We start from the raw sequence: 16,191 nt of genomic DNA, 5'->3' as shown, positions 1-16,191 counted from the left end.
ATGGTCCGGGCTTCTTCCGTCGAGATCCGCAAGGTCAACAAATTCTACGGGCCGTTCCACGCGCTCAAGGACATCGACATGTCCATCGAACCGGGCAAGGTCACCTGCCTGATCGGCCCCTCCGGGTCGGGCAAATCCACCCTGTTGCGCTGCGTCAATTTCCTCGAGGAATACAACTCGGGCGAAATCCTGATCGACGGCGAGCTGATCGGATACGAAACCGCCGGTGGCAAGAAGATGTCGTCGCGTCGGCTGCGCGAGATGCGCCGCACCATCGGGATGGTGTTCCAGCAGTTCAACCTCTGGCCGCATATGACCGCGCTGCAGAACGTCGCCGAAGGGTTGATCCGCGTGCGTGGCATGGCCCGGGCCGAGGCCGAGACGCGTGCTGCCGACGCGTTGGAAAAAGTCGGTCTGGGCGACCGGATGGGAAATCACCCGTCGCGGCTGTCCGGGGGGCAGCAACAGCGGGTGGCCATCGCGCGGGCCATCGCGATGGAGCCCCGGTTGATGCTGTTCGACGAGCCGACCTCGGCGCTCGATCCGGAGCTGGTGGGTGAGGTGCTCACCGTGATGAAGGCGCTGGCCGCCGAGGGGATGACGATGGTGGTGGTCACCCACGAGATGGGCTTTGCCGCCCATGTCGCCGACCAGGTCGCTTTCATGGAACAGGGCGAGCTGGTGGCGGTGGATGCGCCGGCCAATATCCTTCACCACCCGGAAGACCCGCGCATCCAGTCCTTTCTGCGCACCTACCACGAGCGCAACAGTTTCTGAGCGAGAAGAGAGTTCCGATGTCCGACCATGCCCCCCTTGCCCTGCGCCCGGAGCTATCCGCGCTTACCCCTTATAATTCCGGTCTGACGCAGGAAGAGGTGGCCGCGCGCCCCGGCGTGACGAAGATCGCTAAGCTAGGGTCGAATGAGAACCCCTATGGCGCGGCCCCCGGCGTGACCACCGCCGTGGCCAAGGCGGCCAGCCAGTTGCATCTCTATCCCGATCCCTCGGGACATGATCTGTGTGTGGCGGTGGCGTCTCTGGCGGGGGTGACGCCGGATCAGGTGGTGCTGGGCGACGGGTCGGAGGATCTGCTCAACGTGCTGGCTCGGGCGCTGTTACAGCCGGGCGACCGGGTGATCACGCTCTATCCCTCGTTTCCGCTGCACGAGGATTACGCCCTGATGATGGGGGCCGCGGTCGAGCGAATCGACCTGACGCCCGAGGGCGAAATCGACCTGCCGGCGCTGTTGGCGGCGGTGGCGCGCCCGGCGCGATTGATCCTGCTGTCGAACCCGATGAACCCGGCGGGGCTGTGGCTTGATCCGGCGGCGCTGGACCAGTTGATGGCGGCGCAACATCCCGAAACGCTGCTGTGCATTGACGAGGCCTATGTCGAATACACCGATCCCGCGCGTTATGTTTCGGCACTGGAACGGATGGCCGAGCATGACAAGCCGCTGCTGGGGTTCTGTCGCAAACTTCGCCTGATGTCGGGGTAATCCGAGCTGAGGACAAAGTTATGCTGCGAGCGCCGCGAAGGTCTGGAATGCGGTTGCGCCATTGGCGGGGATTTGACCCTTGCGGATCATATGCGCGGTCTCAATGCCTGCGATGGTTGCGGTCGCCGAGTGGAAAGCCTTGAACCCCATCATCGGTTGGGTGATCCGCTTGATGAAGCGATGGTCCTGTTCAAGAATGTTATTCAAATATTTGATCTGCCGGATCGTGATCGTGCGGCCGGTACCAGTGAATTTCAGGATCACGTTCACCGCCTGCAGGCCGGCCAGGTTGGCGCCGCTTTTGTCGATGGCAACCCGGTCGGGCACGCCGTTGACGGCAATCGCTCGCTTGAAGAAGCGTCGAGCAGCGGACAGGTTTCGGCGTTCGGAAAGCAGGAAATCAAGGGTTTGGCCGTTGCGATCCATGGCCCGGTAAAGATAGGTCCATTTGCCCTTCACCTTGATGTATGTCTCGTCCATCCGCCAGGAGGTTGCGGTCGGCCGCTTCCTCGCTTGCGCCCGGGCCGCGATCAGCGGCGCGAACTTTACCACCCAACGGTTCAGCGTGGCGTGGTCGACCTTCACCCCGCGCTCGGCCATGATCTCCTCCAAGTCGCGGTAGGAGACGGCGTATCGGAGGTAGAAGAACACCGCGTGCAGGATCACCGACTTCGGATAGTGAACACCTTTGAACTCGATCACGCCAACCGCCTCTCACCAACTCCCTGACAACGTTGAAATATCATGCGCGCTCCGAAAGTCGAAAGTTTGCGACAGTACCCCTGAAGGTCATAGGCTGGGGCTGGCTCTATCTCTCGACGATCCTGGACGACTACAGCCGCTACATCATCGCGTGGAAACTCTGCACGACGATGAAAGCCGGCGACGTGACCGACACGCTGGATTTGGCATTGCAGGCTTCGGGCTGCGATCGGGCGACGGTCACATCTGCAAAGTCTGGACTTCAGAGCCCGACAGTTTCATCGTCGACCCGATCCACCAGATGCCGGGACTGAACACCTAGCACTGATAGGTTTGAGGTCCTTGGCCTCTGTGCCCGACCGAAACCGAGCGGGCGATTTCAAATACGACACGAGCCAGCCGATCAAAACAGAACGGTTGGCTCGGCCGCAAGGGCCGCCATCGCGATGGCACAGAAGAGGGCCGAAAGCTATCGCCCTGGCGTGTCCGGAGAAAATCAAACCGCAGGGCGGGTTTCGGCATTCTCCAGTTGGCAGCCTCTGGCCGGGCGGCGGGGATTGCGACATCCCCGGGCGATCGGAGACGACCGCTTTGTCCCGGGCCCCATTCCGAGACAGAGGCGACAGCGCCCGACGGCAGGGAACCTAGCTGAAAAACGGCACCCCGGGCGCCGGGATGCCGTTCCTGCAAGGAGCTTCCGACAGGAATGGAGGGTCAGACGGGCACCCCCTGCAACCGGGCCACCGCATCCAGAACCGCCTCGGGCGGATGATTGACCGGGACCTTGGCATAGAAGAACTGCGCCGGGCCGGCCTTGGGCAGTTCGTTCCCTGCGAACAGCGCGGTGCTGACATCACGCCCCTGCGGCGTGTCACCCTCGCCGATCACCGCGTCGAACCGCACCGCGCCCTCCGGCGCGACACCGCGACCGACCACCGCCCAGCGGTAATGCCGCGCCGCATTCAACAGCGGCGCATAGCGGTCCGCCGGGCCGGGGTCTTCGCCCTCCTCGATCAGCAGGCCACCGACCGGGCGCTGCGCCACGCAGCGGATGAAATCGGCGATATACATTGCCGCATCCTCTACCGCATCCTCGTCCACCTCCGGATCACGTCCGGCGGCGGCCTGCGCCTCGGCCAGCCAGGCACCCGGTGCCGGCATCGCCAGCACCAGCGGCACCTGTCCCTGAAGATGGGCACCGACGGCTTCGGCCACCTCGTCAAGCAAGGCCCGCGGGCCTTGCTCTTCCAGCATCCGCCGCAACGGATAGGTCGCCCGCCGTTTCGATCCCATCTCGGCGGCCAGATCGGGGTGGCGGGCCAGCCACGACCGGAACAGGTCACCCAGATTCACCACCGCCACATCCGACCGCAGCAGCCCCCGGGCTTGGGTGAAGAAGGACAGGTATTTCGCCGCCCCCTCGGCCCAGGGATCGCCATCGTCGCCCAGCAGCAGCCGCCGGGCATAGCCCGACGACTCCAGCCAGACCCGCAGCGCCTTCGTGCCCGTTGCGTCGGGCAGATCCTCTGCGAGATGGCGGCTCATTGCTTTTCGTCTCCCGGAACGCCGGCAGCGGCCAGACGCGCCTCAAGCTCGGCGATGCGCACGTCTTTCGGGTGCGTCATGTAATTCGGCCTCGGCTCATCGCCGCGGCGGGTGACATCCGGCGAGCCCATGTAAAGCGTGTCGATCTCATCGCCCCAGCAGCCGAAATAGGGCAGATGCGCCGGAGGCTTGGGTTGGTTCCAATCCTTGACGAACTCTGCATAGGGCACCGACCGGTCGATCCGCGCCTGGCGTTCCTCGGCCCGGGCCTGCTCGGTCGCCTCGAAGTCGATGGCCAGGGTCGCCGGATCGAACACCACCTTGTAGAGCCGCGCCGCCACCTCGGGCGACATCAGCCCCTCTTCGATATCCTTGACCACATTCACCGGATCCCGTTCCAGCAGATCGCCATAGCCGGCCCCGGCACCCTGGCTGATCATGAACAGCTCACCGCGCTTCGAGATTTCAAAACCCATACCCATGTGGTGGGTGGTGTATTTGGCGCCGTCGAAGGGCTGTTCGTTCATGATCTCTTCGATCGAGTGGCGGAATTTCTCCGGCTCGTTCAGCAAGATATCATAGACGTCGACATCCTTGACCTTGGACAGGGGATAAGTACCGCAGGCATAGCCGCCGAACAGGCCCTGGATCGGCGGGATCTTGGCGCCCTGAGCCGTGGTCATGAAGCCCCACTGTTCGCTATCCTTGGTCGCCACCATCATGGTGTAGCCCTGGCCGCCGCGGTATTTGCCCGGCGCGATGGCGTCCCGCGTCATCTTCTTCGAGACGAGCTGCAGGAAGGGCACGTCTTCCTCGTTCACCTCCTGCTCGCCGATGTCGGCCATGGTGGCGAAGATCGGCGCCAGCGCATGTTCGCCGTCGCGGTTCGCGGTCGCCCCCGCCCCCATGCCGTTGAGATCGGCACAGAGATTGCCCAGCGTTTCGCCATGCTGGCTGACCCCACCCCAGATGAAGGTGTTGATCATGTTGAAGGCGGGCGCATGGACCTTGGTGTATTTCTCCGGGCAGGAATAGAGGAACTTCGCCACCGCATGCTGTCCGGCGGTGAAGCCGGTGAAGATAGACATCAGCGATTGCGAGTTCGGCGCATCATAGGAACAGTTCAGGATCGAATGAGGATCGGTGATCACCTCGATCGGCGCCATCGCCGCCTGGCCGCGCGGCAGGTCCGGCCAGATGTAGCACAGGAAGAGCTGCGACAGCATCCCCTTGAGCCCGCCCAGGATGGTATTCGTCGCGCGGTTTGTGAACTCCGGGCTCGAGCCGCGGAAATCGAAGATCAGCCGGTCGCCCTTCTTGGTCAGCTTGCAATTCACCTTGACCACACAGTTCTCGCGCAGGGTCGAGTCCTGGATGATATAGGTCTGCACCGACATATCCGGCCATTCCGAGACGCGGCGTTTCACCTCGGTGCGCACATCCTCCATCGTCAGGCGCAGCATGGCGACCAGCGCCTCGGGGCCTTCGGTGTTCAGCGTTTCCTCGATGCGCTGCTTGATGCGCAGACAGGCGAAGAGTTTGACCTTCATGTCCTCGAGTTGCAGCTTCGGCTCACGCACCGAGTTCTGCAGGAAGGTCAGCAGGTCGCGCTTGATCTGGTAATTCTCGACCACCTTGAAGGGCGACATCTTCAGCCCCTCGTCGCTGGGGCTTTCCGCCATCGACGGCATACCCCCCGGTTCGATGGCGCCGTTTTCGCCCTCATGCACGGTCGAGGCGACCCAGCACACCAGCCGGCCCTCGTGGAAGATCGGCAGGATCATCGACTGGTCGGTGTTGTGCACGTTGCCATAGCGGCTGTCGTTGTGGATGAAACCATCGCCTTCGCGCACGCCGACGGTGGGTTCGTTGATCCAGTTCTTGACGATGAACTTGATCGGGTGGTGCACCACCGACGAAAACAGCAGCACGCCGCCTGCCGAGGCCAGCGCCAGATCGCCGCTGGCGGTATAGATGCCGGTGATCACGTCGCCCCATTTCGCGCCCGGGGCGGCGCCCATCTGTTCGACCATCTCATAGCCTTCGTCGCAGCCGGACTGCAGCCGGTCGCGGATACGGGCGATCATGTGGTGATCGAAGTTCTGACCGATGGCGAGCTCCTCGTCGGGGCTGCGCTCCATCAGGTCGTGGTTCTGCATGATCTCGGGATCAGGGCCCAGAAACAGCGTGGTGTCTTCCAGGAACTGCTTGATCAGCTTCATGTCCTCGGCCGAGGGGGCCGGGCCGGTGGTATTCAGGTCTTTCATGGTTTTCTCCTCCTGTCGGATCATGGGCCCCGGCGCTCCACTCGCCGGGGCGCCGTTTTCAGTGCCGGGTCACCGGCGTCTCGTTACGCAGGAACCACGAGGCCCCCTGTTTCGCGGTGACGAAGGTCCAGCCGGGGTTCACCAGGAAGGTGGTGACTTCGGAGGCGACGATGGCCGGCCCCTCGATCTCCACCCCCGGCTCCAGATCCTTGCGGGCCCAGACCGGCGTATCGAAGGCCTGATCGAAACCGACGAAGTGACAGGTGCGCTGTCCCGACGGGGCCGGCGGCGCCTTGCGCTCGGGCTTGTCGACCGGTTTGATATCCTGGAACTGCACCGTCTCGTGCCGCACATAGCTCGACACCCGGATCGTGTTGATGCGGATCCCGGCCTCGGGCGCCTGGCTGCCTTCGCCGAAGCGCTTGCCGTAGTCTTCCGAGAACTGGGTGATCACCTGCAGCACATCGGCCGGGCTGTTCAGCTCGTGGATCGGCACGACGGCGGTGGTCTGCACCAGCTGGTTGCCGTAGCGCATGTCCAGTTCCAGATCGAACAGGATCATGTCGTCAGGCACACCCTGGCGCCGCAGATCCTGCCGGCCGCGCTCCTTCAGTTCGGCGACGATGGCGTTGAACCGCGCGTAATCGTCGAACAGCGCCCGGGTGTTGCTGTCATAGAGCACCATGTAGAGCGATTGTTCGTGGATATGGAGCTGGTGCATATTGCCCGCCCCCACCGCCGAGAACACCGAACTGAGCGGCGGCGCCAGAATCTTGTCGATGCTGAGGTTCTGCGCGATGCCGCAGCAATGCAGCGGGCCGTTACCGCCATAGGCCAGCATGGTGAAGTCCTCGGGGTCATATCCCCGGGCGCGCAGCTCGGTGAACAGCCCGTTGGCCATGTTGCCGTCGACCTTTTCGCGGATCAGCTTCGCCGCCTCGATCACCTCGCAGTCGAGTTCGTCGCAGAGCGCGTCCTCGACCGCCGCCTTGGCCCGGCGCGGGTTCAGCGGGATCGAGCCGCCGGCGTAATGCTCGGGATCGAGATAGCCCAGCAGAAGGTCGGCATCGGTCACCGTCGGTTTCATGCCGCCACGGTCATAGCAGGCCGGCCCCGGATCGGACCCGGCGCTTTCGGGGCCACATTGCACCGTCTTGTACATCCGGTCATAGGAGGCCACGGACCCGCCGCCGGCGCCCAGCGTCACCAGGTGAACCATCGGCACCGACACCAGCCAGCGGTCGATCACCGGGTTGAAGTCATAGTGCTTGATGCCGCCTTCGACGACGATACCGATATCGTAAGAGGTGCCGCCCATGTCGGTGGCCACCACATTGCCCAGCTCTGCCTGCAGCGCCAGATGTTCCGAGGCGCCGATGCCCGACACCGGACCGGAGTGGATGGTCTGCAGCGCGTCTGTCGAGTTGAGCTGCGCCATGCCGCCGGAGTTGTGGATCACCAGCATCGGCTTTTCATAGGTATGGGCGCGCAGATTCTGTTCCAGCTGCGACAGCGCATGATACATGGTCGAATGCAGATAGCCGTCGACGATGGCCGAGGTGGAGCGCACGTATTCGCCCTTCCGCCCGGCCACCTGATGCGACAGGATCACCGGGATCGCGCCCAGCAGATGCGAGGGGTATTCCTCGAGCAGGATTTCCTCGATGCGCTGTTCGTTCACCGGATTCACCACCGAGTTGACCAGCGCCACCACGATGATCTGGGCGCCACGGTCGACCAGCTCGCGCAGCTGGCGGCGGACGTCTTCCTCATCCAGCGGCATCACCACCTTGCCCTGGAAATCCAGCCGCTCACGGATGCCACGGATCATATGCGGCTCGACCAGCGGGTCGGGGCGCTGTGCGTTGGGCAGGTCCTGCTTGCCCAGATCGTCGAGCCCCTCACCATAGCCGCGGGCGCGGCTCAGCGGCACGGTGGCCTCATAGCCGGCGGTGACCAGCATGCCGACCTTCGGCCCCTTGTGTTCGATCAGCGCGTTGGTGCCCAGGGTGGTGGCATAGCGCACGCTGTCCACCTCGGTCAGCACATGTTCCAGCTCCACGTCCAGAACCTGGCAGGCCTTGCCCAGGGCCTCGTTAAAGCCCATGGCCAGATTGTGGTGCGTGGTCAGTGCCTTGGTTTCGATATACTGATCGCCCCAGACGACGAAACAGTCGGTGAAGGTACCACCGATATCAACGGATACGCGTTTCATTCTCGCTCCCTGTGTCTGTCCGGAAGGCCGTCCTCCTCGACGGTCGCTTCCGGTGGATGTCTCTCCGCCCGCACCCGGGGGCGCCGGCGGATACCTGTTTTGAATGATCAGTGGCCATGTGCCCGGCCCGGCACCACGACGGGGCCGGCATCGGGCAACATCGCGGTCCCACGCGCCGCCCATTGCGCTTTCAGCGCCGCGACATCGACCTGCATGTCCCAGACCGGCGGATGGCCGGGGATGGCATATTCGGTCTCAACCTGGGTGCCGCAGCTCGGGCAGCAGAATTCCAGGATGCGCACCCACTCCGGATCCGGGCTGAAGGTATAGCGGTATTTGTCGGGGTCGATCACCGGCGGGTGGATCTCGCGCGGGTTGCGGTTATGCACCAGCAGCCCTTCCTTATAATTGCCCTCGGCCGGCGCGATCACATGGTCGCAGACGCGACATTCCCACTTCTCGCTTTCCAGGTCGATGCGCAGGTATTCAGTCATCGGTATCTTCATCGGTCTCACTCCTCCCGGTCCAGAATGACGTCGCCGGCGTCAGAGACGGCGAGCGTCCAGCCCGCGGGCACGCGGGCGGTAAAGTAATCCTCCTCAAGGATGGCCGGCCCTTGGGCGTAATCGCCCGGAGCCATCGCATTCAGCCGGTAGACCGGCAGGTCGATCCGGCCCTGTTCCGGCACCAGCACCTTGCGGGTGCCCGCCGGCGTGGCCTGGGCCTTGCGGCTGACCGAGACATGGCCGCCGTCGCCCTGACGCAGGCTCTTGGTCGCGTTCAGCTCCAGCTCGACCGCCTCGGCCTCGACCAGCGCCGGCGGGAATGCCGTACTCTCGCCCAGCTCGTGCACCACTTCGCCCTCGGGCGTCTCGGCGACCAGACGGGCGGTGATGGCATAGCTACCAGCCTCGAAACCTTCGGCGAACATGTCGCGCGCGGCCTTCTGCTTTAGTTCGTCGAGTGCTGTGGCCAGCGCCTCACTGCTGTGTTCGTTCAACCCAACGACATAGCGCTGCGACACGTCGCAAGAGCCGATGCCATAGGCCGAGAACACCGCCGCCATCGCCGGGATCGCCACCCGCTTGATGCCGGCCTTGTCCGCCGCACCGCAGGCGTTGAGCGGACCGGCGCCGCCGAAGGCCATCATCACGGTATCGGGCGAAATGGTGGTGAACCGGTGCAATTCGGCTGCGATCTTCGCCTCGAAGGCCTCTGACATCGCCAGCACGGCCGCGTCGAGGTCAAGACCCAGAGGCTCGGCCACATTGGTCCTCACCGCCGCCTCGGCCCGCGCCGCATCCAGCCCCATGCCGCCACCGAAATACGAGGTCGGGTCCAGCAGGCCGGCCAGCAGGCTGGCGTCGGTGATCGTCGCCTCCTTGCCGCCGCGGCCGAAGCAGGCCGGCCCGGGCAGGGCACCGACGCTTTCGGGCCCGATGGCGATCTTGCCATCCTTGCCCTTGAAGACCGAACTGCCACCGGCCCCGGCCGAAGAGATCTCGCACAGCGGAAAGGACACGCTGATCCCCTCGACATTGCCGCGGCGGATCTCGGCCACCTTGCCCTCGGTGCATTGGCCGATATCGGTGGTGGTGCCGCCGACGTCGATCGAAACGGTGTCACGGAAGCCATAGAGCGCAGAGAAGGCCTTGAGCCCCTCCATGCCGCCGCGCGGACCCGAAGAATAGGTCTTGATCGCGACCGTCTTGGCCACGCGCGAGGCATCACCGTCATTGCGGAAGATCAGCAGCGGATTCTTGGTGCGATAGTCGCGCAGCCGGTTCTCGGCCTGGTAAAGGAAGGCCTCCATCGAGGTATGCAGGAAAGAGTTGATCAGCGCCGACCAGGCGCGGCGTTCCGGGTTGCGATCGACCGTCAGGTCCGAAGCATAAAGCACCGGCACCGCCCCCAGCAGGTGGCGCGGGTATTTGCGCAGGACGATCTTCTTGACCAGCTCCTCGGCGGCGTGGAAGTTGGCGCCGCCAAAGCTGACCACCAGCCTATTGGCCCCCTTGGCGGTCAGTTGGTTGATGGTCTTGACCACCTCGACCTCGGCCTCCGGAGTATCGAGCGCAGAAGTTTCCACAAAGGCGACGCGGTCGCCGACCAGCGCATCGTAGACGTCCGGATCATGGGCACGCAGCGCCTGCGGCAGATCGGCGGCGTCCCGGTCAAGGATCAGGCCCAGTTTCGGCCCCTTGCGTTCGCAGATCGCATTGGTGCCCTGGGTGGTGGAGTAGCGGATCAGCTCCACCTCTTCGAGCAGGCGCTTGACGTCTTCGGCGCCATAGAGGGTTTCCGATGCCTTTTGCAGCCCTTCGAAGAAACACTTCGACAGGTCATAGGGCGTGGTCAGAACCTTGGTCTTCTTCACGCCGTCATCCGACATGATGCAGACGTCGGTCAGAGTGCCGCCGTTATCAATATTGATCTGAAATGCCATTGTGCATTTCTCCTCCCGTTTTGTTGCACGGGCCTGCTGGCCCCGACAGCGCGACAGTTGCGCCGGGCCCGTCGGGGACACCGAATGGATCTCCTGTTCCATCCGGGACCGCGCCAGGCCTGCCAAGGGAGAAGCAGGAAACTTTCCACACCGGAGATCGGGGCTAAAAATTTCTCATAACATATTGAATTACATAAATTAAAAACTTCGCGCCTAGATTTTAAATGCGGGCCGTCCGAGCGCCGCGTCCGGATTTCGAACCGCGACAGGACGCGACCGTCCGGTGCCAGAACCGAAGCTGGAGCCTGTACAATATCAATCTCATCGGAACGGATGCGCGATAACGGACACGCCGCCATCGCGGCCCGGGCGGGCCGATGACATCACAGGTGAGAGGGGGCAGTCGGGCACTTCGCCGTCAGAACAGCGCTGTGGGCTTTCCACGTTCGGCGGCGGCAGGATATCCCGCGTCCCGCCGCCGGTTCGCGACGGTGCGCCGCGACACCTCCAGCCCCCGTTCGGCAAGACGCTCTGCGATGGATTGATCGGTCAGCGGCGCGTCCGGATCCTCGCTGGCGATCAACTCGGCGATCAACGCCGACAGCGCCGCGGCTGGCACCCGTTCGCCATCGCCGCGCGTAACCCCGCCACGGGCAAAGAACGCCCGCAGCGGCAGCACCCCGGTCGGCGTCTGCACCAACAAGCCATTGCGGACGCGGTTGACGGTGGTTTCATGCAGGCCGAGCGCCTCGGCCACGTCGGCGCAACTCAGCGGGTGCAGATGTGCGGCGCCCTGCTCCAGAAAACCCCGCTGCAGCGTCAACACATGCGCCGCGACCCTGAGCACCAGCGCGTTGCGCCGGCTCAGCGTCCGTTCGATCCATCGCGCCTCGGCCCGGGCGGCGCGATGTTCGGCCCCGGCCAGCGGCAGCACCGCGACCTGTGGCGCCGTCGCGGTATTGAGCGACACCTGCCATTGCCCCGCGTCATCGCGTTCGGCCACCAGATCAGGGGCACGGCGCAGCGCCGGGGCATCGTCGAAACGGGTGCCGGGCTTGGGATCCAGCCGACGCAGCCGGGTCACCAGCACCGCGAGCGCCTCGGGGCCGATGCCGCATTGCGCCAGCAGCCCGGCACTGTCGCCCCGCGCCAGCAGCGGCAGCACCTCAAGCAGCCGTTCCATCGGACCGCTCAACGCATTCTGGTCCAGCAGTTGCAACCGCAGGCATTCTGCCAGGTTCCGCGCGAACAGGCCGGCGGGTTCCATCTGTTGCAACCGCGCCAGGACCTCCTCGGCCTTGGCCAGGCTGCACCCGGCCTGGCGCGCCACCTCGACCGGCGCGCAGCCCAGCCAGCCGCTTGGCTCCAGCGCGCCGGCAAAAAGCGTGGCGATACGGATATCCTCGGCGCTGCGGAACAGCAGGCCGATCTGCCCCGTCACATGAGGATAAAGCCCGGCGGCCGGCGCGGTCAGCCGGTCGATCTCCTCGCCGCTGCCCAGCAAAGCCAGCCGCCAGCGGCGCGGCGCCGGGCGCGGCGCGGCCTCTGGCTGCGGCAGGCTAACCTGCAGGCAGGGATTGACTGCGGCCTCACCGATCAGAAAACCGGCGAGATCGGCATGATCCATCTGCAACAACCCCATCGCCCGCTGCATCACCTGAGACATGCGCTGCGACGTGGTCTGATGCAGGCGGAGACCGATCATCCCAAGCCTGCCCCTTGGCGCGGATCAGCCATGGCCACGCACCTCGCCCAGAAAGCGCGGCTGGATCACGAAAGCCTCGGACACCAACCCGGCGCGCGGGGTCAGCGGCAACCGTTCGGACAACCAATTGCGCGTCGGCAGCCCCCGGCACCCCGCCAGCCGGCGCAAGGCGTCGCGGTCACCCGGCACCCGCGCCAGCCGGACGCGGATCTCGGCCTCGTCCTCATCGGTCAGATCCTCACCGATGAACACCAGCCGTCCGAAGCCGTCGGCCAGAGGGCCGGTCTTGGGCCAGGCCTCCAGCCGCACCGGCGCATAGGCGACATCCTCGACACATTGCACAGCCATCGGCACATCGAGCCCGGGCAGTGCCATCAGCCCCTTGACCCGCAGCAACTTGCCGGCCCAGTCGGACAGGATCTCTCCCATCGCGACGGAGAAGCCGCGCCAGCCCGGCGCGGTCTCGAAGGTGAGAACAAAGCTGCGGACCCGACCGCTGTGGGGGGAGGCATGGGTGCCGTGCCCGTGGACCGGGGGTGTGTCGGCGGGCAAGACCGGGAACATTGCGCTGGCAACGCCGGTCCGCGCGCCGCCGTTGCCGCGCCATAACGCGCCCCCCAGCCAACCATTCAGATCGCGCGGCGCATCCTCGACCGCATAAAGCCCGCTGGCGAACAGATCCGCCGGCTCCGCCGCGCCGCGATCCAGCGCCAGCCGTGGCGCGGTCGGGTTCAGCGCGGCAAGCATCCGCTCGACCGCGTCGCGTTCCACTTGCCCCGCCAGATCACATTTCGACAACAGCAGCCGGTCGGCCATGCTGATCTGAACCATCGCCTCGCGATGACGGTCGATCTGGTCGCGTGCCCGGGTCACATCCACCACGGTCAGCACCCCGTCGCACCGATAGCGCGCCGAAACCATCCGGTCCTCCATCAGCGCCCGCAGCACCGGGCCGGGATCGGCCAGGCCTGTGGTTTCGATCAACACCCGGGTAACAGGCGGGATCTCGCGCCGCGCCACGCGGTCGTGCAATCGCATCAGCGCCGTCATCAGATCGCCCTGAACGGTGCAGCACAGACAGCCCGAATCAAGAATCACCAGGGCATCATCGATTCGCTCCACCAGGTGGTGATCGATGCCGACATCGCCCAATTCATTGATGAAGACCGCCACCCCGGCCATATCCGGCCGATTGACAAGACTGTTCAGCAGGGTGGTTTTTCCCGCCCCCAGAAACCCCGTCAGCACCGTGACAGGCACCCGTCGGGCAGCCGCAGACCGCCCGATTTCACCCGCGATAAAATTGTTCTGAGCCATGTGTCTCCTCCCTCTCCCCCGAGGGGAAGCAGGTTTCTTACCGTGCACCCCGCGGCATGATGGCTCAAGCCCTTAGCGACGGGCCCGACAATTTCCCCGTCCGGGGGCCGGACGTCATCGTCCGGATTTCGAACGCCGGCGCGGCGATGACCCCAGCCCCCGCCACAATGCCCCGGAGCCAGGATCGCAGCGGCCAGCCCGGCGTTCAAAGGCGGTTCAGCCGAGCCGCCACCGCCCGCCGGGCAGCCCCACCCGAGCGCGGCGACGAGGCCGGTTGCGCAAGGTATTTCGTCCGTAAGAGAAATAATGTTACTTTGCGTCACAGGTGATGGCGCGCCCCGGGAAATGGGGGCGGAGGCGAGGGCGATGTTCCGGGGAGGGAACGCGGCCCACGTCGCGGGAACAACAACCGCCATACTCAAATGGGAGGAAATACCGAATGCCGGGCACGGTTTTGCGGCAAAGATTTTCACGCCCTGAAAACGATCCTCAGATCATGTCATCCTGGGATCGTTTCATGAAGGGGCAGGATACCGGCTCGGACGCGTTGCGCCGGCTGATCGACGATTCCTGGCGGCGCTGCCACGGCGCCGTCGATCCCGGTCGGAACAGCGCCCCGGATCCAGTGATGGGCGATGCACTTTATGATCTGCTGACCGACAATGACGAATTGCTGAAGGCCAGCAGCGGCGTGATCGCCGCAGCCCGCGATTTCCTGTTCGAAACCGGCACGGTGATGGTCCTGACCGATGCCACCGGCGGGGTGCTGAGTGTCGAGGGTGACAATTCGCTGCGCGACCGGACCGAGGCAATCCACCTGATGCCGGGCGCGAACTGGAGCGAACAGGCCTGTGGCACCAATGCCATCGGCACCGCGCTCGAGATCGGTCAGCCGATCCAGATCCATTCGGCCGAACATTATTGCTCGGGGATCAAACGCTGGTCCTGTTCGGCCAGCGTGATCCGCGAACCCTCCAGCGGAGCGATCATCGGCGCGATCGACATCTCGGGGCTGAGCGCCAGCTACAGCCGTCACAGCCTGTCGCTGGCGATCACCGCCGCCGGGCGGATCGAAAACCGTCTGGCCCAGCGGGACCTGAAACTGCGCTATCGGCTGCTGGACCATTGTCTCGATCGGTTGCGGGCGCCGGGCCGCGACGGGATCATCGTCTTTGACCGCACCGGCGCCCCGATCAAAACCAACGAACGCGCAGCGGAGCTCATGGCGGAACTGGCGAAGAGCCACGGTGATCATCACATGGCAATCCGCGATCTGACCATGCCCTGGCGCAAGGGCCGGATCGCCCCGGAGAACATGCCCGGATGGATCGACAGCGACTGGATCGAACCGGTGATGCTGGACGGCCAGCGTCTGGGGGCGGTCCTGGTGCTGCCAGACCGCTCGGCCGTGGTGCGCCGCACAGCGCAGCGCGATCTGCCGGCGGCGGAACAGTGCCGCGATCCTTTCGATCGGCTGATCGGAGGGGCCCCGAGCTATCGCGAGGCGGTGCGGCGGGCGCGGGTGCTGGCCAAGAGCCCGGCGCCAGTGCTGTTGCTGGGGGAAACCGGGGTCGGCAAGGATGCCTTTGCCCAGGCGCTGCACGAAAGCGGACCACAGGCCGACGGGCCGTTCATTGCGGTCAACTGCGGCGGGTTTTCGCGCGAATTGCTCACCTCGGAACTGTTCGGCTATGCCGAGGGCGCCTTTACCGGTGCGCGACGCGGCGGCATGATCGGCAAGATCGAGGCGGCCAATGGTGGCACGCTGTTTCTTGACGAGATCGGAGAGATGCCGCTGGATCTGCAGCCGCATCTGCTGCGGGTGCTGGAATCCAACGAAGTCTATCGGATTGGCGAGAATGCGCCGCGCAAGGTGAAACTGCGGCTGATTGCGGCGACGAACCGCGACCTCAGGACCGCCGCCGCCGAGGGTGCTTTCCGCATGGATCTGTTCTATCGCATCGCGGTGACGACATTGGAACTGCCGCCACTGCGCGATCGGACCGAGGATCTGCCCAAGCTGGCCGCACATCTGCTGAAACAGATCGGCAAGCGCTATGACAGCCCGATCCCCGAAACCTCGCCAGAGCTGCTGGCCCTGCTGGCCCGGCACGATTGGCCGGGCAATATCCGCGAATTGCGCAATGTGCTTGAAGGCATGTTCCTGGAAAGCGGCGGCGGCCCGCTGGGCCCGGAACATCTGCCCGGGGATTTGCGCCAGCCTGCGCCACAGCTGGGCGAGGACGGCGCGCCCTTCACCCCGCTGCAACAGGCCGAACGCGAAACCATCCTGGCCGCCATCGCGCGCAACCGTGGCAATCTGACCTCGGCCGCGCGCGATCTTGGCATCGCCAAGAGCACGCTCTATGTCCGGCTCGAAAAACTGGGGCTGAAGGACGGTCTGGATCAATTGCGGCGCTGAGGCCTGAGCGGCCTCCGGGGTCCGGAGGCCATCGCCGCCACGACTTTCCGGCACGGGAGTCGGTATCAGGCCA

General features: G+C 64.8%; 11 protein-coding genes and 1 pseudogene. 4 read left to right on the top strand and 8 right to left on the bottom strand.

Going from position 1 to position 16,191, the window contains the following annotated elements; all coding sequences use genetic code 11:
* Both G455_RS0116195 and G455_RS24395 read left to right on the top strand, forming a co-directional pair.
* On the top strand, nt 1-777 hold the full coding sequence (locus G455_RS0116195; protein ID WP_028094653.1) for an amino acid ABC transporter ATP-binding protein: 777 nt from the start codon (nt 1-3) through the stop codon (nt 775-777).
* A gap of 17 nt (nt 778-794) precedes the next feature.
* Nucleotides 795-1,499, top strand: coding sequence for an aminotransferase class I/II-fold pyridoxal phosphate-dependent enzyme (locus tag G455_RS24395; protein WP_051312574.1), 705 nt, complete (start codon nt 795-797; stop codon nt 1,497-1,499).
* An 18-nt stretch (nt 1,500-1,517) separates the two neighbouring features.
* Here the strand turns inward: G455_RS24395 and G455_RS0116185 are convergent, their stop codons facing one another.
* Nucleotides 1,518-2,201 carry an IS6 family transposase gene (locus G455_RS0116185; RefSeq protein WP_028094652.1) on the bottom strand — a complete coding sequence of 228 codons (684 nt, stop codon included), beginning with the start codon at nt 2,199-2,201 and terminating at the stop codon, nt 1,518-1,520.
* An 83-nt stretch (nt 2,202-2,284) separates the two neighbouring features.
* On the opposite strand from G455_RS0116185, the pseudogene G455_RS26445 reads away from it, so the two are divergent.
* Nucleotides 2,285-2,443, top strand: a pseudogene (locus tag G455_RS26445) (DDE-type integrase/transposase/recombinase); the annotation flags it as partial.
* 472 nt (nt 2,444-2,915) lie between these two features.
* Here G455_RS26445 and G455_RS0116180 read toward each other — a convergent pair.
* From G455_RS0116180 to G455_RS0116150, 7 genes are all read right to left on the bottom strand, one after another.
* Nucleotides 2,916-3,746 carry a hypothetical protein gene (locus tag G455_RS0116180; protein ID WP_028094651.1) on the bottom strand — a complete coding sequence of 277 codons (831 nt, stop codon included), beginning with the start codon at nt 3,744-3,746 and terminating at the stop codon, nt 2,916-2,918.
* On the bottom strand, nt 3,743-6,013 hold the full coding sequence (locus G455_RS0116175; RefSeq protein WP_028094650.1) for a hydantoinase B/oxoprolinase family protein: 2,271 nt from the start codon (nt 6,011-6,013) through the stop codon (nt 3,743-3,745). Before G455_RS0116175 ends, G455_RS0116180 begins: the two co-directional genes overlap by 4 nt.
* A gap of 58 nt (nt 6,014-6,071) precedes the next feature.
* The gene (locus G455_RS0116170) at nt 6,072-8,228 is read right to left on the bottom strand and encodes a hydantoinase/oxoprolinase family protein (protein WP_028094649.1); all 2,157 of its coding nucleotides are present in this window, start codon (nt 8,226-8,228) and stop codon (nt 6,072-6,074) included.
* Nucleotides 8,229-8,335: 107 nt separating this feature from the next.
* A complete protein-coding gene (locus G455_RS0116165) occupies nt 8,336-8,734 on the bottom strand; it encodes an acetone carboxylase subunit gamma (protein ID WP_028094648.1) in 399 nt (132 codons plus the stop codon).
* Between the two features lie 5 nt (nt 8,735-8,739).
* Nucleotides 8,740-10,674 carry a hydantoinase/oxoprolinase family protein gene (locus tag G455_RS0116160; protein ID WP_028094647.1) on the bottom strand — a complete coding sequence of 645 codons (1,935 nt, stop codon included), beginning with the start codon at nt 10,672-10,674 and terminating at the stop codon, nt 8,740-8,742.
* Between the two features lie 418 nt (nt 10,675-11,092).
* Entirely contained in the window at nt 11,093-12,379 is a 1,287-nt protein-coding gene (locus G455_RS0116155; RefSeq protein WP_028094646.1) for an RNA polymerase factor sigma-54, read from the bottom strand.
* A 24-nt stretch (nt 12,380-12,403) separates the two neighbouring features.
* Entirely contained in the window at nt 12,404-13,696 is a 1,293-nt protein-coding gene (locus G455_RS0116150) for a CobW family GTP-binding protein (protein ID WP_051312573.1), read from the bottom strand.
* Between the two features lie 496 nt (nt 13,697-14,192).
* Between G455_RS0116150 and G455_RS0116145 the strand changes: the two genes are divergently transcribed.
* Complete coding sequence (locus tag G455_RS0116145; protein ID WP_229861820.1) at nt 14,193-16,118, top strand: sigma-54-dependent Fis family transcriptional regulator; 1,926 nt, start codon at nt 14,193-14,195, stop codon at nt 16,116-16,118.
* The last annotated feature ends 73 nt before the right edge of the window (nt 16,119-16,191 follow it).

This window comes from Pseudodonghicola xiamenensis DSM 18339 (genome assembly GCF_000429365.1).
Taxonomy (GTDB): Bacteria; Pseudomonadota; Alphaproteobacteria; order Rhodobacterales; family Rhodobacteraceae; genus Pseudodonghicola; species Pseudodonghicola xiamenensis.
The sequence above is the reverse complement of the archived record's forward strand: the minus strand, read 5'-3'. Positions and strand labels throughout refer to the sequence as shown.

Coding starts and splice junctions, on each gene's coding strand:
- G455_RS0116195 (WP_028094653.1), top strand. CDS start 1: ATGGTCCGGGCTTCTTCCGTCGAGATCCGCAAGGTCAACAAATTCTAC.
- G455_RS24395 (WP_051312574.1), top strand. CDS start 795: ATGTCCGACCATGCCCCCCTTGCCCTGCGCCCGGAGCTATCCGCGCTT.
- G455_RS0116180 (WP_028094651.1), bottom strand. CDS start 3,746: ATGAGCCGCCATCTCGCAGAGGATCTGCCCGACGCAACGGGCACGAAG.
- G455_RS0116175 (WP_028094650.1), bottom strand. CDS start 6,013: ATGAAAGACCTGAATACCACCGGCCCGGCCCCCTCGGCCGAGGACATG.
- G455_RS0116170 (WP_028094649.1), bottom strand. CDS start 8,228: ATGAAACGCGTATCCGTTGATATCGGTGGTACCTTCACCGACTGTTTC.
- G455_RS0116165 (WP_028094648.1), bottom strand. CDS start 8,734: ATGAAGATACCGATGACTGAATACCTGCGCATCGACCTGGAAAGCGAG.
- G455_RS0116160 (WP_028094647.1), bottom strand. CDS start 10,674: ATGGCATTTCAGATCAATATTGATAACGGCGGCACTCTGACCGACGTC.
- G455_RS0116155 (WP_028094646.1), bottom strand. CDS start 12,379: ATGATCGGTCTCCGCCTGCATCAGACCACGTCGCAGCGCATGTCTCAG.
- G455_RS0116150 (WP_051312573.1), bottom strand. CDS start 13,696: ATGGCTCAGAACAATTTTATCGCGGGTGAAATCGGGCGGTCTGCGGCT.
- G455_RS0116145 (WP_229861820.1), top strand. CDS start 14,193: ATGTCATCCTGGGATCGTTTCATGAAGGGGCAGGATACCGGCTCGGAC.